Here is a 21303-nt window from a genome sequence, read left to right as displayed (position 1 = left end):
CGGCGCAAGGAACAACAACGATGAGTAAATTTTCAGCAACATGCCGGCGGATATCGCGAACGCCTCGAAAATTGATGGCCCGCGTACTCTTACGCGGAAACGCTGTTGCGACAAAGCGAGATGATTGGTTTGTCGACTATCACTCCGACAAAAGCCGCGAAGTGGTTGGGCTGCGGGACAAAACCGATGAGCGACTGAAGCTATTTAGGTCGGAGGATATCGCGGGAAAACGTGTGCTCGATGCAGGTTGCAATATGGGCGCAATCGTCAATCACTGCGCCAAGCTTGGTGCTCGCGAGGTGACGGGACTGGACTTTGATAGCGCCGCGATCAAGCGAGCACGAGGTTTGTATTCCAGCCCTTCGGTGACGCTTCGATGTGACGATTTGGATAATCCGTTGGCGATGCTTGAGCCGTTCGATACCGTGATGTTCTTGTCGGTTTATGGCACGAAAGAACTGGAAGACCGTAATTCGATTCTCAGTCGATTGGCAGGACTTTCAAACGTGATGTACTTCGAGGGACATCATGGTGATGATCCTCGTCAGTGTGCATGGGTGCTGTTGAAGTTTGGTGGATTCCAATCGATCGAGTTCATGGGATACACCAATGATGAACTTCGCCAAGATTCCGTCGGGCGACCCTTTTTTCGATGCGACCGGGTTGCACGCAAGATCTCGTTTTTGCCGGAATTCATCTCAACGCATTCGTCCGTAAAGCCGACGTTCAAAATGGCGGTCGTCGGGCGTTCGGGTGCAGGAAAATCACATCTCGCTAACGCATTGAAGGACAATCCTTGCTGTGATGGGATCACCATCTTTGACGACATCAACGACCGAGAACTTCTCGACTCGACAAAGAAGCTCGTTCTGTTCGATTATCGCGCGGGCACATACCTGAACCACATCGACGCCCTATTTTTCTTGGATGTCGATGAGAATGTTCGGCTAAAACGTCTCGATGGGGATCCAATTCGGCAGGATGAATACAACTCGCTGCTGCGTACACCTCCGGTGGAATCCAACTTTCTTAGCTTCTACCGAATCGAGGGAAGTAACGATGACGACTAGCACGAACCTTGACGTCGCCAGGGGGATCGTTCCGAAAATTGCCGTTTCGACGGTTATGAATAGGTCGCGAGGTAGCGTATCGGTCGTCATTCCGACCCACAATTGCGCTCGATACATCGGCGGCGCACTGCAGTCGGTGGCCCGCCAATCTTATAGCGATCTAGAAATCATTGTCGTTGACGATCGCTCAACCGATGAAACTCGGGCGGCGATCACCAGCTCTGGCGTGCCGTGCACGTATGTGAAGAACCTGCGAAGCCCGGGGCCCGCCGGCGCACGCAACCACGGAATCCTGCAGAGCAAAGGAGAGTACATCGCGTTTCTTGATGCCGATGACGCGTGGCTGCCGAACAAGCTGGCCGTCCAAATCGCGGCTATGCAGTCCGATCCGAAGCTGGTTGCGTTGGGCGGCGTGATGATTCCCTGGGATAGTTCAGCCATTGATGTAAACCCCACACCTGCGGTTTGTACGTATGCCTTTGACGATATGCTATTGAAAAATCGCTTGGGCACACCGACCGTTATTTGTCGCCGTGAATCACTGGTATCCGTCGGTATGTTCGACGAGAGCATGAGCATCTCGGAAGACTACGAATTGTGGCTCCGCCTTTGCTGGATCGGTACGGTCGGCCGCATCGCGATGCCGATGGCTCGCTTTCGGCAACGGACGGACGGACTGAGTGCCGGGGACCGCGATCGAACGTTTGCGCTTGATTGGGAATTTACACGTTCGCTGGCCTTTCGCTATCCCGATGTGCCGGGGATACAACGTTTAGTCAACCAAGGTTTGTCATCGCGATTGCTGGAACGGGCGATTGAATTGTGTGACGAGGAAAAACGCTATGGGGCAGCGTTTTCCGCAGCGGTCAATTCGATTTGGAATTGGCCATGGACTCATCCTTGCCAGCCGCAATATCGATTCACACGACTGCGCCGGATTCGACGCATTCTGTTGAACATGTTGATTTCATTGCGCCGCCGTCCCGTTGAGAATGTCGATCTCGAGCAACGACAGAGTCCAGATTTTGACAACATAAATGAGAACAGCATGGGAGTTCCATCCCATGAATAGAATTTGTGTTGCCTCGTCGGGGCTCGGTCATGTCGCACGCGGTATCGAAGCGTGGGCCAACGATTTGGCGAACGCGCTGGCCTTGCGGGGTGAGGATGTCCTATTGTGCAAAGGCGCCGGCGAGCCCCAGTCAAAATTTGAACGGGTGGTTCCTTGCTGGACGCGTGACGCAGCCAAAACTCGTGCACTCGTCCGCTCGATGCCAGCGGCGATCGGCTGGCGAATCGGGTTGGGCAGCGGTTACGCGGTGGAACAGACCACTTTTGCACGCAACCTAATCAAGATTTTGCGAGCGGAGGAGATTGACATTCTGCACGTGCAAGATCCTTTCGTCGCGTTACAGGTCCAGAATGCTTTTCGGCAGGGTCGAATCAAAACCAGAACGATCCTCGCGCACGGAACGGAAGAGTCGCTGGAGTTTCAGAAACAGATCACCTACTTGCAGCATCTCGCTCCCTGGCATCGCCAGGAGGCTGACAGCGCCGGCGTCGAAAAACGCACGTGGACGACAATCCCGAATTTCATCGACACGGATCTTTTTCGGCCTGGTATGGATACGAAACTGCGTGACGAATTGGGTATCCCTCAAAACGGATTGGTGGTGCTGGTAGCGGCGGCAATCAAGCGAAGGCACAAACGCATTGACCACCTGATCGAGGAGTTTCATACACTGCGGACGACAGCTCCTTCGTTGCCCGTGTGGCTGGTCGTCGCTGGCGGCCGGGAGTCGGATACCGATGCGTTGATTGCGATGGCGAAAAATCTGCTGGGCGAACGCGTTCGTTTTCTGGTTCGGTTTCCTCGCTGTCGCATGGCTGATTTGTATCGGACCGCGAACATCTTCACGCTCGCCAGTTTGAAAGAGATGATGCCGATCGCCCTGTTGGAGGCCTCGGCAAGTGGGCTGCCTTGCATCGTTCATCAGCATCCCGTGATGCAATGGATGATCGGTCCAGGGGGCAAATCGGTTGACCTCACAGTGCGCGGAAACCTGGCTCGAGTTTGGCAGAAGATGCTGGCTGATCCCAACCAAGCAGAACTCATCGGGTTGGCCGCGCGGAACCACTGCCGCAACCAGTTCGGCACAGAAGTCGTGATCGATCAAATCCTGAACTACTACGATCAAGTCACAGGCGAATCGCGGGTGGCGGCATGAACAGTTCATCGATCAGCGTCGTGATTCCGGCATTCAACGCTTCACAGACGATTACTCGTGCGATCGACAGTTGTCTTTCGCAAACGATCCCCGTTACGCAAATAATCGTTGTCGACGATGGAAGCATGGATGACACGGCTGCGATCGTTCGTCAGTACGACTCGCCCGTCACATTGATTCAACAAACCAATTCGCGGACCGCCGCAGCACGCAATCGTGGAATCGAAACGGCAACCGGAGACTTCATTGCCTTCCTTGATGCCGACGACTACTGGGAATCGGAAAAGATTGAACAGCAACTTTCGATTTTCAACAAGCATCCGGAATTGAACTTGGTCGCTGGAAAATTCTTTTGCGAAACTCCCGGGGCGAAACGGGAATTGAGTGTATCGAAGAAGCGCGGATGGTATGACCGCTCTCTGCGACTCGATGGTGATGACGCATTCATGCTTGGAACCATGCTTTGGACGGGAACGGTGATGGTTCGACGTGTCGCCCTACAGCAACAACGTTTTGTATCCGGTTTAGAACCGGCTGAAGATCGTGACCTTTGGATTCGACTCGCCGCGAACAACGCGGTTTACCTCGATTCGAAACCACTGGCGACCGCTGTCCTGCAGCCAGGTAGTATCTCTCGCGGAAACATCGCTGTGGACTGCAGCAAAATGTTAGAAGTCATCGAGCGCAACGCCGATCTGATGACCCTTTCAAATCGGCTGTTTTGGAAATCCTACATTCACTATCGATGGGCGGCGATCGACCCGTTGCCATCGACGTCGTTACCAATCTTGATGCGATCGTTCGTCTGTTGGCCATTCCCATTTTGGGGCATGCCGGCGATGAAGCGTTGGGGCAGGCTAAAACGGCTGCTGTTTTTGCTCAAGCTTTCTTTGGTTCGCCAAAATCAGCCCGAAGGAGTCTTGTAATGCGTAATCGAATCAAAACGCTAGGACGCTGGGTGCTGCAGCGTCATCTGCCCGTGGTTGCGTTCAATCGTCCACTCTTCGCCGCTTTGTATCGCTCCCATGTCGCTGCTCGCGAATTGATTGCGTGGACAGCGAGGTTCTTTTGGTTCGAGCCATTGTTCCGCAGTCAGTGCAGTTCTGTGGGAACGCGTTTTCGGATGGAGCAATTGCCCTATCTGGTCGGCAGCGGCAGCCTTTCGATTGGTGACGATGTCACGCTCTCGGGAAAGCCGTCATTTGCTTTCAGTTCTCGGCACGTCGAATCACCCACATTATCGATCGGAACCGGTTCGTTCATCGGGCACAACTGTGCCATTGTTGTCGGCCGCAGCGTAACGATCGGGAGGCACTGTTTGATTGCCGGCGGCGTTCGGATCAGCGATTTCGATGGTCACCCCATCAATGCCGCGGATCGTCGAAACGGTTTGACGACCCCGACGATCGACGTTTCATCAGTGACAATTGGCGATGATGTTTGGATCGGCCATGGCGCGATCATCCTGAAAGGCGTGCGGATTGGTAATCGTTCCATAGTCGGAGCCCGCGCGGTCGTAACCAAGGACGTTGCCGACGACACGATCGTTGCGGGAAATCCCGCGAGAGTTGTCAAGTCGATTGGGGCGACCTCAGGATCAGTCAATGCGGAGGATGCGGCATGAACGTGAAGCGAATCATCCACATTTCACTGGGGACCCACGTTGGTGGGATGGAAAAACTGCTGGTCGAATTTGCACGATTCACCGACCGTACTCGGTTTGAATTGACGTTTGTCTCTTTGCAGCAACGTGGCGAGTTGGCGGCTGAGATCGAATCGCACCAATGGCCCGTAATCGCGATGGACAAGACAGACGGGCTCAAGCCGAAACTCGTTGCACAACTCGCCGGCGTGATTCGGCGTATCAAGCCGGATGTTGTTCACACGCACAACACGACCGCCTATTTGTACGGCGTCTCCGCAGCAGTGATTGCGCGAGTCCCACGCATCATTCATACGCGGCATGGTCAACGTTTCGATTCTTCGCGTCGTCAAACGAGAATTTTTCGCGGACTTTCACCCTGGGTTGACCGGGTCGTCAGCGTCTCGAGTGACGGCTCTCGGTTGACGATCGATGAAGGGATCGCGGCTGGCAAAGCCCTCACCATTTGCAACGGAGTGGATCTAGATCGGTTTTCGTTGATACATGAGCGGCCTCGTGGACGGGTGATTGTGGTGGCTAGGCTTAGCCCGGAAAAAGATGTTGCGTCACTGATCAAGGCACTCCAGTTAGCAGAGAGCAACGGATGTTCGCTGACGTTGGACGTCGTGGGAAACGGTAGCGAACGGACACGACTGGAGGAGCTGACCCGATCGTTGCAATTGGGTGACCGGGTTCGATTTTATGGCAACCGTGCAGACATTCCTGATCTGCTTGCCACGGCATCCATGTTTATTCTGCCATCGATCACTGAGGGCATCTCGCTGACACTACTGGAGGCGATGGCGACCGGATTGCCAGTGGTCGCTTGTCATGTTGGCGGCAATCCAGAAGTAGTTGTCGACGGACAAACGGGCATTTTGGTGCCGCCTCGTGATCCAGCTGCGATTGCCAACGCGATGCAGCGGCTTGACGCCGACGCAGTGCTTAGCCGGCAATTTGGTCACGAAGGACGGGCTCGCGTCGAAGCAAAGTTTTGTGTACGCAAGATGGTGCATGCCTACGAAACGCTTTACACCGGCGAGGCTGCGTGATGTTCGACTGGGCGTATCAAAAACTAATCATCCCCGGGTTCGAATCGGTACTCAAACGTCGCCAGACGTTTCACCACTGGCGTGAATTGGAAGCGAGTCAATGGTGGGATCCGCAGCAAATTGAATCGCTCCAAGTCCAGCGTCTGGAACAACTATTGGCAACATGCCAGTCCTACTCCCCCTGGTACCGTGATCGCTGGGCCGAACACGGAATCGACGTTGGTTCGGTGCAGTCTCTCAGCGATCTGACAGCATTGCCGATTACCACCCGAGAAATGATCCGAGACAATGCGGCTACCATTCGATCGTCCAACCGGAAGCTGTCGACCGTCGGTAAATCGACGGGCGGATCGAGCGGCACTCCGTTACACTTTTCAATCGAGTGTGGCGCCAACGACCGTCGCGTCGCGGCGACATATCGGGGCTACGGTTGGGCGGGTGCTTTGCCGGGCACGAAACAAACACATCTTTGGGGCATCAAACTAAACAATGCTTCGTCGCGACAAGCCCTAAAAGATCACCTTTACGAAAGACTCCTTTACCGGCGTGACATGCTTAATAGCTTTGGCATGTCCGAGTCAAACGTCGACCAATACGTGAGCCGAATCAATCGCTATCGTCCGAGCGTCTTAGTTGCCTATGCGAATCCGCTATTCGTGCTGGCAAGGGCGATCGAGGATCTGGGGCTTTCAGTGCACCGTCCCGAAGCGATCATCGTTGGAGCGGAGAAATTGTATGATCATCAACGTGAGTTGATCGAACGCGTGTTTGGTTCGCCTATCTTTGAGACCTACGGATCTCGCGAATTTACCTTGATTGCTGCGGAGTGTGATCGTCACCAAGGCTTGCATCTGACATCGGAGAATCTGATCGTTGAAATCGTCGATAACGATGGGCACGCCTGCATGCCGGGGGAAGAAGGGCAGGTTATCGTCACCGATTTATTCAACACCGCGATGCCGTTTGTGCGATACGCCATCGGTGACCGCGCAGTGGCCGCCCCCGGTTCGTGTGCTTGTGGTCGCGGGCTACCGTTACTGCACAAGATCGTCGGTCGACAGGCGGATGTGCTAATACTTCCTGACGGCCGAAGCTTGACCGGACTGATCTTCCCACACTTGCTGAAGGATATTCCTGCAATTCGCCAATTCCAGGTGCTACAGGTGCTACCTGATCGCATCCTACTGAACCTAGTGGTTGATAAGAGCTGGAATGATGACCAACATAATTCGCTTCGTAGTCGAATTCTCGATCACATCGGCGAGTCGTCGAAATTGGATATTCAGTTGGTTGATGGGATCGAATTGACGGCATCCGGAAAAATGCGAGTTGTCGTAGCGTATTCTGACTCTGCTCCCACCTCTCATGCCAGGATCATGACATGAAGCGTGCGGTTCAGATCATTGCGATTCTGTATCTGCTGCTGCTCGTTTTTGGGGCGGTGGTAATGCAAACGAGTCTCAACTCTTATTGGCTGGTTACGCTGTTCCTTTTTTCACCGCGTTGGGTGGTGGCGTTGCCTTTGCTGTTGCTGGTTCCGCTGACATTATTCGTGCGATGGCGGTTTGCGTTTGTCTATTTCGTTCATGTCGCCGTAATTTTGATTCCGATTCTTGGCTACCAGTTTCCTGCGTCGATGCCAATCGACGCCGAAGAGCAGTTTCGACTCCGTGTGCTCACTTGTAATGTTGGGGGCGGCACAATTGACGATCAACAACTCATTCAATTAATCAACGATCAGCGCGTCGATGTTATGATGCTGCAAGAATGCTCGCAGCGAGCTGCCGAATCTTTATTTCCAAAGTTAGGCTGGAATCGACGCCAAGTGCACAATGTGGCCATTGGCAGTTCGATGGAACTTGGTGACGTGACAGTTTTGGCTCGCCAATCAAAGGAACAATATGCCGCCGTCGCGGGAATCGAATGTGAAGTTCTGTGTCCCGATGGTGAACGCGTTTCGCTCGTCTCCCTGCATTTGCCGACATTTCGACCTGCTCTCGAGCGGTTGCTTCGGTTGGACACCAAACAAGGTCCAACCGCAATGCGAGAACAGGGTGAACTCCATCGCAACGTTGCGAGACAGCTGAGTGCGTCGATTTCGACCCTGGCAAATTCCGCCATCATTGCCGGCGACTTTAATGTCCCCGTCGAGAGCGTCTATTACCGAGACTACTGGGGAAGTCATCAGAATGCATTTTCAGTGGCGGGAAGCGGCTTCGGATACACCAAACACACCCGATACCACGGTGTCCGTATTGATCACGTGCTAGTCAACGATCACTGGCAGGTTATCAGTTCCGTCGTCGGACCCGATTTAGGAGGTGACCACCGTCCCGTCATTGTCGAATTGGCGAAAGGAATTTCGCCGTGAATATTTTGTTCATCGCTACTACGTATCCAACCCCGACACGCCCTCGCCAGGGTACGTTCAACTACGATTTGGTGGCATCACTTCGCCAGAACCATGATGTGCGCGTGATTGCTCCCGTTCCTTGGATCGAACGATTATGCAGTTCGAAAGCCGGCGCGAACTCTCCATCGCGAGACGGCGAATACCATCCGACGTATTTCTATCCTCCGAAGTTGTTGCGGCACCGTTACGACGATTTCTATTGGCAGTCAATCTTGCCGTCGATCAAGAAACTCGCGCTGACGTTCGCACCCGACTTGGTACTCAGCTACTGGCTCCATCCTGATGGGAAGGCGGCACAGCGAGCCGCTCGTTTTTTAAATGCGCCCTGTGTCGTCGTCTCGGGCGGAAGCGATTTGCGGATTCTGGCGAAGGTTCCTAGTCGCAAGACGGCGATCCAGCAGGTTCTGTCCGAAGCGGCACGACTGGTCGTGGTCAGCCAGGATCTTGCAACGAAGGCGATTGATTTGGGAATGAGTCGCGACAAGATTGATGTCGTTTATCGAGGTGTTGATCAACGGTGTTTCTACCCCAGCGCCCCTGACCAAGCTCGTGACGCCTGCGGATTGCCGCGAGACGCGATCGTGCTACTATGGTCTGGCCGATTGGAACCGGTTAAAAACCCGAGCTTGTTGTTTCACGCGGCGACTCGGTGGCTTGAGCGATGGGGTGAACAACTAAAAATCATCGTTGCGGGTGACGGCTCAATGCGAAAGGAATTGACCAAGCTTTGCTCGCGACTCGGTTTGGACGAATGCGTTCTAATGGAAGGCAATCTTAGCCAGCAAGAACTTGCGATCCGCTTCAATGCCGCAGACATAACGGTGTTGACCAGTCACAGTGAAGGAATTCCCAATGTGTTACTAGAGTCAATCTCTTGTGGCGTGCCATTCGTTGCGACCGATGTTGGCGGCGTTTCGGAAATTGCAACGACGGGTCTTGATCGGTTGGTTCCAGAAGACGATATCGGAGCCTTGGTGGACGCCGTCATCAAGCAAATCGAGTCGCCTTCGTGTACCAAACGAGATTTCTTGCCAGCCGAATTATTTGAAATGTCATCTCGGTTTGAGTCCATCTTGGCTCGGGTACTCTCGTCGTGGCAAGCGGATTGCTTGAAGGCAGCCCAATGAATAGCGACCAGCGACGATTGCTCTTTGTAAGCTATGCGTATCCTCCGACCGGCGGTGGAGGCGTGCAGCGCAGTGTAAAATTCGCGAAGTACTTGCCCGAATTCCGTTGGCGACCCACAGTGCTAACCGCCGCGAACCCATCCGTGCCGGTGCGAGACAGCGACCTCACTAATGAACTCGATTCGAAAACGCCCGTTTTGCGAGCGAGAACACTGGAGCCATCCTACGAGGCAAAACAACGACTGGTCAACTTGGAGAGTTCAACGTCGTTTTCTTGGAAACGCTGGGTAAAGCAACGGTTGAAGTCAACGGGAATGTCACTGCTGCAGCCAGACCCACAAACCCTATGGAACCCGCTCGCCGCGCGGTTGGCGAGAAAGACGCTTCTCCAGATCCCACATCAAGCTATCTATGTGACAGGGCCGCCGTTCTCATCCTTTTTGCTCGGTCGCTCCCTCAAGCGTCGCTTCGGTCTGCCTCTGGTATTGGATTTTCGTGACGAGTGGCTTTTGGCTAGCCAATACCTAGACAACCATCAGAGATCAGGGCGGGGCTATCGAACGCAAGTGCGAATGCTAGGCAAGGTTCTACGCGCCGCTGACGCGGTGGTGACAACGACTCAGGCGAGCGCTCTTGAACTTTCGCGACAAGTCCATCGATCCGGTGGACTCGCATCGGTGCACTGTATCTACAACGGTTATGACGAGGACGACTTCACTCCGCTTCACTGCACAACGGTCGATCAAAATCGATTGCGAATAATCTATACTGGGACGCTTTGGAAGCTTACAGATATATCCCCCTTAGTCGCTGCTCTGAACGAACTGGAAGCCATCGATGCCACGGCCGCGGCGAGAATCGATTTGATCGTTGTGGGGCGGCGTACGCCGGATCAAGATGCGATCGTCCGACGGTTGGATGAAACAGCTATCCAAGTTGAGCACCACGACTATCTACCGCATTGCAGGTCATTAGAAGTGGCATCTTCGGCTGACCTACTGTTGTTGCTATTGGCCGACCAGCCGGGCGCGGAGCGAGTCGTGCCCGCGAAACTGTTTGAATATTTGGCATTGCGAAGACCGATCCTCGCCATCTGTGGTGAAGGTGAAACAGCCTCGCTGCTTGCACAGACAGGACAGACGCACCGCTTCTCACCAGACCAACCTGCATCGATCGCACAGTTTCTTAGCACATTCTTGCGTGAAAAGCCAAGTCAGCCGAGTCTTGACCAACCGGTTATTGGCCAATTCTCGCGCCGGGAATTGACACGTCAGTTGGCGAACGTCGTCGATTCAGTCTGTCGATGACGCGCGACGCCGCCTGTCAACTTTGTGTGCCCCGGTCGATTTAGTGGAGCAAGCCGACGTTGTGAACCGAATGAAGATAAGTCTCAGCCAACCGCAGTATCCTGGACTTTTTCTGGAAAATCGAAAGTGTATGCTCCTTTCGTCTTCATTCTCGCGGGTTCGATTCTGGGATTAGTGTACGCATACGTTGTCTATCCGATTGCGGTCATCCTGTTTGCACGCATGATTGGCCGTCACGATACTCCGACAACGTCACTCCCATCTAATGATAGGGATCTGCCGGATATCACGGTATTGATTGCGGCACACAACGCCGAGATGCATTTGGCCGAACGCATCGAAAACATTCTGGCGTGCGACTATCCACCAGAACGGTTGAACATTGTCGTAGCCTCCGATGGAAGCACCGATCGCACTTGCGATGTCGTGAATGCGTTTAATAGCAATCGCGTTAGCGTACTTGCGTTTACCTATCGTCGCGGGAAGGCCGCAACGTTAGTCGCGGCAATGAGGTCGGTCTCAAGCCCAGTAGTCGTGTTCACCGATGCCACGACGCGATTCGACGAGCAATCGTTGCGTCGACTGGCACGACACTTTGTCGATCCGCTGCTCGGCGTAGCGGCCGGACAAGTCACGATGGTGGACGAAAATGGAGCTGCATGTGAGTCTGCCTATTGGAAAATGGAGAACCGAGTCCGCAGGTCAGAGGCACGTCTTGGCATAACGTTGGGTGCCAGCGGCGCCATTTACGCGATCCGTCGATCGATGTTTGTTGCTCCGTCGCGATCGATCATTAATGATGATCTTGTTTTTCCCATGCTGATTCAAATCAGACACCACTGCCGGTTAGCACTAGACCCCACGGCTCGCGCGTATGCGACAAGCACCGGCGGGATGCGATCGGAATTTCTTCGTCGGCAACGGATCGGAATCGGTGCGTTCCAGTGCCTGCCGACGTTGCGTGGCCTGTTGAGCTGGGAAAACCGTCGGCAGGCATTCGCTTTTGTCTCGCACAAGATGTTGCGATGGAGCTGCCCCTTTCTGTTGGTCGCCGCCCTTGTCAGCAATTTATTGTTGCTGTCCGAGCCCGGTTTCCAGATATTAGGGTCGATGCAGTTGGCTGCATACGGGATCGCCGCCTATGGATGGGCGACATCGAAGCGAGGTCGTGGCTCACGCTTGGTTCGATTGGTCACCTCGTTTGTGATGATGAACGCCGCGATCGGTTTCGGGATCTGCCGATGGATGGTACGGCCTGATACAGTGATTTGGAATCCGACCCATCGACCGAGCTGGGGAAACATCGCATCTTCATCGCCCACGCCGCTCGCAGCAGATAGGCGGGCTGCGTAACATCAACCCGATCCGCTACCATTTTTCAAAAGATATGTTTGCCTGTCATGCGAATCCGAGGAATGGGAACCGGCACGTTCGCGAGAGCCTATCGGGCGGGACAAAGTTCACCCCCCACCCCAACGCACGTTTTCATATGTGTCGCTGATCACTTCGAGCCGGATTGGAACGACGCCACACCGGAAGTGCAGCGACAGCGGGTCGATCGGTGGCTGACGGGCTATCCACACGTTGTCGATGGCTGTTGTGATTCACGTGGTCGACCTCCTCAGCATACGTTCTTCTATCCTGTTGAGTGCTATGTCGAAGAGCATCTCGAAAAGCTCGCTACGCTAGCACGAATGGGCTTTGGTGACGTGGAAGTGCACCTGCATCATGACAATGATAACGCCGACTCGTTACGCGATCTTCTCCTGCGATCAACCGAGACGTTGCATAGCAAGCACGGTTTGCTTCACAAGGATGCGTCAGGGCGAATCCGTTATGGTTTTATCCACGGCAATTGGGCACTGGACAACTCGCATCCGGACGGTCGTCACTGCGGCGTCAACAACGAATTGACAATCCTTCGAGAAACAGGCTGTTACGCCGACTTCACGATGCCTGCGGCCCCGCATCCAGCTCAAACGCGGACGATCAATAGCATCTACTATGCGGTTGATGATCCGTTACGTCCCAAGTCACACGATTCCGGCGTTGCAGCAAAAGTCGATATCGAACCGCCGCATGACGGATTGCTAATGATTCAAGGCCCATTGTTGGTTACTCACAAAACGCTCTGGCATCGGCCTCGAATCGAGAACGGCAATGTTGTAGCTTCCCAGCCTCTGTCAGAGTCGCGTATCGACGACTGGCTAAGGGCTCGCGTCCACGTCGGCGGACACTCGCAGTGGCAATTTGTCAAACTGCACACGCATGGCGCACCTGAGAAGAACGCCATGGAATGGATGAGCTCACGCGTGAAGCAGTTCCACCGTGGACTGCGTGAGGCCGCAGAACGCAAGGGTTTTCATTACTTTTACGTAACCGCTCGCGAAATGGCGGCCCTTGTTGGTCAAGCCGAAAACCGATACGCAGAACCCGTTTTCGAAGAAATCAAGTGACCGGAGAGATCGGCAGTGCCTTAAGCTGCGGTCCGTTCGACTAACGCGATTCGAGAGCTAACGGAGTATCGCTTCTCGCGAGTTCGAATGACAAGTTTCCGTTCTCGGGCAACGAACAAGTGGCTGATGTTTTGGCATCGACCGCAACTTGACGTAGAGTTGCCCAGCAATGTAGGGAAGCGTCGAAGCAAGCAGTTTGACGTCTTGCCTTAGGCTTGCGGTACGGATGTATTCCAGATCAAATTTGACCTTTTCGGGAATCCCGACGACAGAAACATCGTAACCCAAACAAAGTTGAGCGAGCCCGGTGATGCCCGGCTTCACTTCGGTGCGCCGCATGTACCCAGGCACCTCCATATCCAACGTTTCGACGAATTCGGGTCGTTCCGGCCGAGGCCCAACCAAGCTCATGTCGCCGGCAAGCACGTTGAGGAATTGGGGTAATTCATCAAGGTGCGAACAGCGAAGCCATCGTCCAAGTTTGGTGACACGATTGTCGCTGGGATTGCTCCATACAGCACCGGTGTCTTGTTCCGCACCATTTCTCATTGTACGAAACTTCAGGATACGAAACGTTTTTCCGTTTTTCCCGACTCGCAATTGGCGAAAAAAGATCGGGCGTCCGTCGCAAATCAGAATCAACGCAGCGACGATCAAGAGAATCGGTATCGCAGCCAGCATTAATATCGCCGTGATCACTTTATCCACCAACGATTTGATTCGAAAGTAGCTCGCCGGAATCGCCGGTGGTAATTCGACTGTATTTTCAACCGCCCGTTTCTTAACAGTCACAACGGGACGATGTGACGGATGAAAAACAATGGTCGTAACCGGCACGAACGAGTGCGAGACGGATGGTGAAGTCGTGAAAGTTGATTCAATCATTTGCTCGCCATCCTGCCCTGATCGGTGGTCCGTTCGGTGTGCTCTGCATCAAGATCAAGATCGGCTCCAGCCCCTTGAACCCAGTCGAGTTCTTTTTGCATCTCGTCAATCTGCGATCGCAACTCGTCCTCGCTTGCAATTCCTGCATCCGTTTGCCTCATCGTTCGTGTCCGTCTTGGTCGATCCTGTTGCAATTGCAGGGCCGACTCGCAAGTTCCGTGGTGAAGAATACAACCGCTGATCGCAACTCCGGACTGTTGCGATGAATCCTCACATAGGACCAATTGGCTCCAGCGACTTTGGTCGATGAAAACCGAAATTGCACTCGAGTCGACCTCTTCGGCGAGCAGCGCGTTCTCGGCTGAACCCATCATTGAGGGACCAGTCACAATAATGACATCGTAGTGCGCCTTCATGGCCCCGATCGCATGCCTCAATGTTCGTGGGTCGATCCAACCGCCTTGAGTGGTCGCCGTACCGATCGGCAGAAAATCGACTTCGCTCTGGTCGGTTGCAACGATCAGCTTGTCGACCGCTTCCGTCGTGGGCTGCTGCTTGCCGCCCGGAATCTGGCGGACGCCCATTGATACGGAAGCACCTAACGCAGCGCAAGACTGCGCACGATCGGTGTCGCAGTCAATCAGCAGGACGCTTCGTCCAAAGCCGCCCAGCACCACTGCCAATTCTGTAGAGATTAAGTGTCGTGGCTCGTTTGCAACGCAACTGGTCACCATCAGCGTGATCGTGTCGTCAGAGTTCTGTTTCCGCATAAAGATTCTAGCGGCAGCCTCACGCACGCCACTGCTCGTGACGTTCCGTCGAAACGCAAGCTTAAGGCCGAACTGCTTGCCTGCATAAGAATTTGTTCCAAAGACAGGAAATCTCGATCGTGCCATCACGTCGCGCGGAGATCGTACACGGCAGTCACGCCATTCGAGGTATCCAATTATGAATACGATCAAAATGCACCCACTCGCGCCGCTCGCAGCAGACGCCTTTAACTGACGCGAATGATTCGCGTGCTGGGGAAGCATTGCCAAAGCCTGCAACATGATGCGCGGCTGTGAATTCCCTTCGATCCGAAATTCTTGGAGCGTTTTCCATAAGCTATCGGACAATCGACTCTGTCGTTCCACCGCGTGACGAGACATATCCAACGGCACCGCCGTCTTTCGAGTAGCACGAGCGACGACCGGATTGAGTTCCGAAAGACGCTCCCGCAAGAACTCTTTCTCTTTGCGGTTCAGCTCTACCTGTTGCCTCAGTTTCGCAAGTGCTACCTGATTATCATTATGCATCTGAAGCTGCAAGCGTTCGTTAACCCCGGATCGAATCCTTTGGATTATCTCTTCAAGTTCTTTAACTTGAAACTCTCGCTGATCTTGCAAGCGTCTCATCTGCGGCGAATCCGAACTCGCTGCAATCTTTTCTATCTGCTGGAACTGTAGCTCAATCTCCGTCAATCGTTTTCGAGCGGCAAGAACTTCGCCGTTCTGTTGCAATAGACCCTCGGCAAGCTTCGGCTCTTGGCGTGATCGTTGGCTAACGTCAAGCTGCAATTCATCGAGTTCGCTTTGCAGCTGGTTGCCTCGAAGCTGGGCCGCCTGCAACTGATGCGCGTAGTCGCGATAGGATTGAAACTGCATTTCGTCTCGAATTGTCAACGATTCTGCGTTATCCGAGCCGACTGTCTCCGCGACGCGATTCAAGTCTTCCCACAATTTATCCAGCTCCAAATCGGCTGCAATGGCGGCCTGTTCGAGTTGAGTTTCGCGCCGCTGGCGGTCTGAGGAAAGGCGATGAGTGATCTCAGCTAAGTAGGCTCGCGTGATCGCATTACAGAACGCTTTCGCAATTTCGGGCGATTCATGCTGAACGTTGACACTGATGACCCCCGATCCCGATTGGGTCTCGACTCTCAAGAGTTCTTCGAGCCAATCAACTCGATTCCCAGCGGGGACACTATCCAGGTAGGGCTGGACTTCTTCATCCTCAAATGCGGCAGTGAGTACCTGGTGTGATTTGACGAGTGCCGCTTGAGAACGAAAGAAGGCTATGTCCTCCGACCTCGAAGTTTGGGCGGAGAAGACAAAGTCTTGCTGTTCACGGACGCGCACCAATGCTTCAGCATGGTAGCTCGGACGAATCAGTGACCATGCGAGTCCGCTTAGTCCAGTAGCAACAAATGCACCGACAACAAACGTTAGTATCGCATGATGCCGACATGCCAAAAGTAAATCACTGAATTCGGGAATGCCTTGATGCAAAGGCATGCTAACCGGCTTCGCTTCCGGCAACGGTTCGCGATGAGACGCGGTGACGCGGCATAGATGGTCGGCAGCAGAATCGTTTTTCATCGTCGTCGGTTCGCTGCAGACTTTGGTTTAGAAAGGGGCAACGTCCGGTCCTTGCGAATGGGCACAGCCGCAAGATCAAAATTAACGAGTTAGAGGACGATCGCTATGATCGGGTTTTCGTCTTGAATCCACCGTGATGTGAAACCCAAACGTAGATCGCCTTATAATGTGCAGTAATCCAACCACACGCTATCAACCGCAAAATCCCTTCGGCTGGACAAACCACACCTGCCATACCGCAAGATCCCAGGCATTCGTCAACACATTTAAGCGATGAATCGGATCTTCTAGGCAGGTCGATTTACTTATGCCAGTAATACGGCGGTCATTCTGTGAGCCGACACCGCAGGCAAGTTCAATCAATTCAACGTGAACGACCCGAGCGACTAATCAAGCGACCGAGTACAGGAGGCCTCGGTTCAAGCCAGTGCTCATGCAGTCGAGGATTCAAGAGCGACACTATATCGAGATGCTCTCTGACATTTCCTCGTCGCTAACCTGGAATGTTTGAGGCGAGCACTGCTAAGACATTGCAGTTGTCCAATGCCAACTTTTCGTGGGCAAATTCGCAAGGTGTGTGTCACTACTCCTTAACCTTCGCAAACGCCTCGCGAAAGAATTCGAGCATTTCCGATTGTGGGTTTCGCTTGCCCGCCGTCGACGTATGCACGTACACGTTTTTGATTTCCAGTTGGTCCATCGCCTGCTGCAACTGTTTGCCAAAATTCGGATGATGAATGTATTGCCCCGGGCGCGAGTCCTCCGGTGGAACCACATCCGGCTCGCTGTAGATCATATACAGCGGCGGATCATCCTTGGTCAGATGCGTGATCGCAGACGCCTCGTCATAGAGCTTCTGCTTTTCTGCGGTCGGGTTCAGAGTTTCTTCGACGGTGTGGTTACCGTAAACCAGGAAAATCGAAGGATGCTCCCATGCACGGCCGCCGATCAATTTTTTGATTTTGATCGGATCATAAGTGCCTTGCCCGCCCATCGTTCCGATCGCAACCACTCGAGTCGATTGTCTCGCGATCGGGTCTTCGCTGCTGGGATCAGCAAGATCATCGTGGAAACCTAGCCACATGCTGATTCCCGCACCAGCGGACCCGCCGTAGCACGCGACGCGTTTCGGATCAATATTCCATGTATCCGCCTTACTTCGCAGAAACTGCAACGCACGAGCACAATCGTGTTGCGGCGTCGGGAACAACACGTCGTTGCCGTCAACGAACCGATAGTGCAGTGCTGCGACGCTGATGCTGGCTTCGTTAGCCGCACGGACCATTTGCGGGCTGACCGAACGTTTATCACCTCCAACGAATCCACCGCCGTGAATGTAAACAATCAGTGGCGTGGGTTGATCCGATTGGGCCTGATAAAAATCGAGGACATTTCGCGAGTGATCACCGTAGGAAACATCGCGATGCGTCGGGGGGATACGGTTGGCTTGATTTTCCCGTGGCCGTCGCTCCGTCATCTTGGCCCGATAATCCCGAGCCTCTTTTTCACTTAGCGTGCCGTCTTTGTTGGTATCGGCGTCGGGGAAACGCTTCAGCAGTTGACCGAGCCGCTCTGCATTCGGCACGCGTCGTTCTTGGGTAGCCTCCGCGGCCGGATCGTCAGCCGAGGTCGCGTCGGCCGCAATCAACAACGCAGTGAGCACAAAAGCAAAAAGGGGGAATGGACGGCACATCGACAGTTCCTTTGATTCCGAATTGCAATTGCGTTCGCGTTCACGTCCCGTCGGAACAGGGGCGATCACTCATTGTTGTCATTATCGAAGGCAACCCAGCGGTTAGCAAGCATGGAAATTTCCGCAATGAGGTTCCGGAACTTAGAAGGAAGCGTCCAGTTTTGAAAATTCAAAACCCGACGCGTCAGCGAGGGGCCGCACCAAGATAGAGATTTCCTCGCTTTCGCGTCGGGTTGTGGAAATCGTGCAACTTCAAAACTCACGCGTCAGGATACGATGGTGATCGTCCCGGGATCGCCAAACGCAGCTAGTTCGCGTAGAAATTCACAACGCATCTACCGCGATCACGCTCCCCTCCCCTGCTTCCGCAACCGTTCTCCATGCAACGAATGAAATTCCGCGGCTACAAATTGCTGTTCGAGAACCGCGCAGCTGCCGAGTCGATGGTGCGACAAATCGACGAATTCCCTTCATTTTTCACCCCTGATCGTGATCGGCCGTTAATCATCGATTGCGGTGCCAACATCGGCGTCTCGGTTTTGGAATGGAAAACGCGTTGGCCAGGAGCCGAAATCATTTGCTTTGAACCGGATCCGTTCGCGTTCAAAATCTTGCAAGCCAATATCGATGTAAACGATATCCCCAGCGTCCGGTGTATCAATGCCGCAGTGTCCGATTGCGACGAGACGGTACCGCTTTACGGGGATGTATCGGCTCGAGGTGACGCGCGAGGCAACTCGATCGATCCCGCCTGGGGCCAGCGTGAGGGGACCGCCCAAACGATGGTCAAGTGCAAACGATTGTCAAGCTACATCGCCGATCGCGATGTCAGCTTCCTGAAACTGGACATCGAAGGTGCCGAGCAACGTGTGTTGTCGGAAATCACGGGGAAGCTTGATCGTGTTGCTGCGATCTATGTCGAAGTCCACGAGACCGACGACAGCAATGCCTACAACTCGGCCGAACAAATCGAGCAACTACTTTGCGATTCAGGGTTCCATGTCGAGGCAGAATCTCGTTTTCACGAGCATGCACTGCCGGTGCATTTGGATGAGTGGAAGGACCGTGTCGGCGCTAGACAGGTGCAATTGCTTGGATGGCGGTGATGCAACCCGCTGTGACGGACGCGTTTAATATCCGATCCCGGCGCGGAACATGATCGCATCATCTTGATTGAATTTATTGTCTTTGTTTTCGTACAGGATCTCGCGATCAAAGACGTAACCGACTTCGACGAAGGCATTGCGTCGTCCCGCTTGAATGAACTCGTGCTGGCCCCACTCCAATCCAAACATCACGCGATAATCATTGATATCGACTTGCTGTTCTGACTTGTTGTCACGTTGGACCGTCCACGAACCGCCGCCGTATTCGCCACCCAAGTACCACCACACGTCTTGAGTCCCCACGGTCCTCCAGTAGTGTGCCAGTTTGGGCTGTGGAAAGAAGATGTCGTATCGTGAGTACGGGTCAGGTTGCCACAGAATCCCGCCCGCAGGAATCATGTTGTAACGGATGCGGTCAAGCACATAGACGCCCCCTTTGATCGTGGACGCAGGCGTTAAGCGAAAATTAACCAAACCTTTTCCCATCACTCGCAAACTGTCGCTGTTCATCGTGTCAAAATCGGTAAACACACCGATGCGAGTCCCCAGCTCGAGTCCCAAGATTTGATTTGGATCGCTTTGCCACCCCAGGTCGACGAATCCACTGTAGGCACTGCCTGGTAGATCTGCGTTCTGCGTAGGCGTGTTTTCCGGACCGTCCCAAAGGTGCAGCGAGAATGAAGGGGCGATCATCAGCGGCTGGCTCGAATACAAAAAGTTCTGCCATGCAAACACCACCGAAACATCGGTGTCGTTGATCCCCAATGCATCGGGATCGTTCGTTGTGCCTAGATAAGTGTGCCGGATCCGCGGTCCTTGTAGTAATCGATACGCACTGAATTCGCTGTTGTTGCCAAACACACTTCCATTGCCGCCGAAAATACCGCCAGGGAACAAGGTCGTTGGCCCCACCGACGGGTAGACCGTGTTGGGATACGCGGGCCCTGACATCGGAACTCCGGTGTCGAACCCCGTGCTTGGACCATATGCAGGCGGCCCGTAGGTGGACGGGCCATACGTGGGCGCACTGTAGGCAGGCGCACTGTAAGCGTTTGCGCCATAGTTCGCCGGGGGTAAGATCGTTGACCCCGTGTTACCTCCGTATGCCGATCCGCCGAATCCGCTCGTCGCGGCGGGCATGATCGGACCCGAACCGGAGTTCGAGAAAATTCGACTAAATAAACTCTCGCCGCCCGGTCGCGACGGAGGCAGCAGCGTCCCGGGGACTTGGACCGGCCCCAGCGTGGTGCCGGGCGGAACGCTCGGGGCTGGGTAACTGGGCAAGCTAGCTGCACCGGTCGCGTACGGATCAAAATTGCCGCCCAGCGACGGAGGAGCGGACGGAAACGGAGAGGCGGCCGGCGGACTACTCGAAAAACCGCCTCCATTCCCCATGGGTTGCAAATTGGTTTGCGGAATATCGACAGGCGATCGGCCCCCGAACGGGACTCCCGGCGAAATCGGCGTGTTGCTCGGTTGAAAACCGCCCTGAGCCATCGCTGTACCACTAGTGAAAACCAACGCAAACGCCAGGCAAACACACGCGAAAACCGCGTAAGACGTTGACGTCAACGCGGAAGAACGCAAGCGGCGGGCGATTGGCGATGCTACGAAACGGCGCACTGTCCTCGAATCCTGGCGTCCCGAATCAACGGATCGCAGGTGAAGGATGTGGTTAATTTTCGTAGGGAGCCAGCGAATCATAGGATCCTGCTCTGAGAGTTCGTTGGAGTCGTTCCGCAGTCGGCCGTGGGAACACCGGTTGGGCAATCCGCGAGGCGACTTTAGCCAATCCTGGAAATACTTGGCAAATCGTTTCGATGTCAATGGTAAAGTCTCGGTCGTGGCGTTTCGGAAATCCGTAAAATTGCAGTCAACGACTTTGGTACTCAGGTTGCTTAAACCACCTGCTTAGGCTCAAACTGTGAAGAAGCCAGTGGTTTTGCCCCCCTTTCCCAAAACAATTG

17 protein-coding genes are annotated in these 21303 nt (G+C 54.1%); 13 read left to right on the top strand and 4 right to left on the bottom strand.

The genetic code is table 11. The features are described 5' to 3' along the window. Positions 1-20: 20 nt before the first annotated feature. From SH528x_RS18545 to SH528x_RS18490, 12 genes are all read left to right on the top strand, one after another. Positions 21-1070, top strand: coding sequence for a methyltransferase domain-containing protein (locus SH528x_RS18545; protein WP_442511955.1), 1050 nt, complete (start codon positions 21-23; stop codon positions 1068-1070). Further along, the gene (locus SH528x_RS18540; RefSeq protein WP_442511954.1) at positions 1060-2142 is read left to right on the top strand and encodes a glycosyltransferase family 2 protein; all 1083 of its coding nucleotides are present in this window, start codon (positions 1060-1062) and stop codon (positions 2140-2142) included. Before SH528x_RS18545 ends, SH528x_RS18540 begins: the two co-directional genes overlap by 11 nt. Beyond that, positions 2135-3298 (top strand): glycosyltransferase family 4 protein, encoded by a 1164-nt coding sequence (locus SH528x_RS18535; RefSeq protein WP_442511953.1) that lies wholly within the window; start codon positions 2135-2137, stop codon positions 3296-3298. The genes SH528x_RS18540 and SH528x_RS18535 overlap by 8 nt, the downstream gene beginning before the upstream one ends. Then, positions 3295-4224 carry a glycosyltransferase family 2 protein gene (locus SH528x_RS18530; protein ID WP_442511952.1) on the top strand — a complete coding sequence of 310 codons (930 nt, stop codon included), beginning with the start codon at positions 3295-3297 and terminating at the stop codon, positions 4222-4224. The genes SH528x_RS18535 and SH528x_RS18530 overlap by 4 nt, the downstream gene beginning before the upstream one ends. Next, positions 4224-4922, top strand: coding sequence for an acyltransferase (locus tag SH528x_RS18525; protein WP_442511951.1), 699 nt, complete (start codon positions 4224-4226; stop codon positions 4920-4922). The genes SH528x_RS18530 and SH528x_RS18525 overlap by 1 nt, the downstream gene beginning before the upstream one ends. Then, on the top strand, positions 4919-5992 hold the full coding sequence (locus tag SH528x_RS18520; protein WP_442511950.1) for a glycosyltransferase: 1074 nt from the start codon (positions 4919-4921) through the stop codon (positions 5990-5992). Before SH528x_RS18525 ends, SH528x_RS18520 begins: the two co-directional genes overlap by 4 nt. Further along, positions 5992-7377 carry a phenylacetate--CoA ligase family protein gene (locus tag SH528x_RS18515; protein WP_442511949.1) on the top strand — a complete coding sequence of 462 codons (1386 nt, stop codon included), beginning with the start codon at positions 5992-5994 and terminating at the stop codon, positions 7375-7377. The genes SH528x_RS18520 and SH528x_RS18515 overlap by 1 nt, the downstream gene beginning before the upstream one ends. Further along, positions 7374-8363, top strand: coding sequence for an endonuclease/exonuclease/phosphatase family protein (locus tag SH528x_RS18510; protein ID WP_442511948.1), 990 nt, complete (start codon positions 7374-7376; stop codon positions 8361-8363). Before SH528x_RS18515 ends, SH528x_RS18510 begins: the two co-directional genes overlap by 4 nt. After that, entirely contained in the window at positions 8360-9532 is a 1173-nt protein-coding gene (locus tag SH528x_RS18505) for a glycosyltransferase (protein WP_442511947.1), read from the top strand. The genes SH528x_RS18510 and SH528x_RS18505 overlap by 4 nt, the downstream gene beginning before the upstream one ends. Beyond that, positions 9529-10839: a glycosyltransferase gene (locus SH528x_RS18500; protein WP_442511946.1), complete on the top strand. Its 1311-nt coding sequence runs from the start codon at positions 9529-9531 to the stop codon at positions 10837-10839. Before SH528x_RS18505 ends, SH528x_RS18500 begins: the two co-directional genes overlap by 4 nt. A gap of 126 nt (positions 10840-10965) precedes the next feature. Then, positions 10966-12192: a glycosyltransferase gene (locus SH528x_RS18495; protein WP_442511945.1), complete on the top strand. Its 1227-nt coding sequence runs from the start codon at positions 10966-10968 to the stop codon at positions 12190-12192. 47 nt (positions 12193-12239) lie between these two features. After that, positions 12240-13295 (top strand): hypothetical protein, encoded by a 1056-nt coding sequence (locus SH528x_RS18490; protein WP_442511944.1) that lies wholly within the window; start codon positions 12240-12242, stop codon positions 13293-13295. 57 nt (positions 13296-13352) lie between these two features. Here SH528x_RS18490 and SH528x_RS18485 read toward each other — a convergent pair whose 3' ends face one another. The 3 genes from SH528x_RS18485 to SH528x_RS18475 form a co-directional block, all read right to left on the bottom strand. Beyond that, positions 13353-14180 (bottom strand): sugar transferase, encoded by an 828-nt coding sequence (locus tag SH528x_RS18485; RefSeq protein ID WP_442511943.1) that lies wholly within the window; start codon positions 14178-14180, stop codon positions 13353-13355. Then, positions 14177-16537, bottom strand: a complete 2361-nt coding sequence (locus SH528x_RS18480; RefSeq protein ID WP_442511942.1) for a GumC family protein — start codon at positions 16535-16537, stop codon at positions 14177-14179. The genes SH528x_RS18485 and SH528x_RS18480 overlap by 4 nt, the downstream gene beginning before the upstream one ends. Before the next feature lie 583 nt (positions 16538-17120). Further along, positions 17121-18230 (bottom strand): alpha/beta hydrolase fold domain-containing protein, encoded by a 1110-nt coding sequence (locus tag SH528x_RS18475; RefSeq protein WP_442511941.1) that lies wholly within the window; start codon positions 18228-18230, stop codon positions 17121-17123. Positions 18231-18610: 380 nt separating this feature from the next. Here SH528x_RS18475 and SH528x_RS18470 point away from each other — a divergent pair, with 380 nt between their 5' ends. Next, positions 18611-19336: an FkbM family methyltransferase gene (locus SH528x_RS18470; protein ID WP_442511940.1), complete on the top strand. Its 726-nt coding sequence runs from the start codon at positions 18611-18613 to the stop codon at positions 19334-19336. Positions 19337-19360: 24 nt separating this feature from the next. Here SH528x_RS18470 and SH528x_RS18465 read toward each other — a convergent pair whose 3' ends face one another. Beyond that, on the bottom strand, positions 19361-20908 hold the full coding sequence (locus tag SH528x_RS18465; RefSeq protein WP_442511939.1) for a hypothetical protein: 1548 nt from the start codon (positions 20906-20908) through the stop codon (positions 19361-19363). Between the last annotated feature and the right edge of the window lie 395 nt (positions 20909-21303).

The sequence above is a fragment of the Novipirellula methanifontis genome (assembly GCF_052161655.1).
Classification (GTDB): Bacteria; Planctomycetota; Planctomycetia; order Pirellulales; family Pirellulaceae; genus Novipirellula.
The sequence above is the reverse complement of the archived record's forward strand: the minus strand, read 5'-3'. Positions and strand labels throughout refer to the sequence as shown.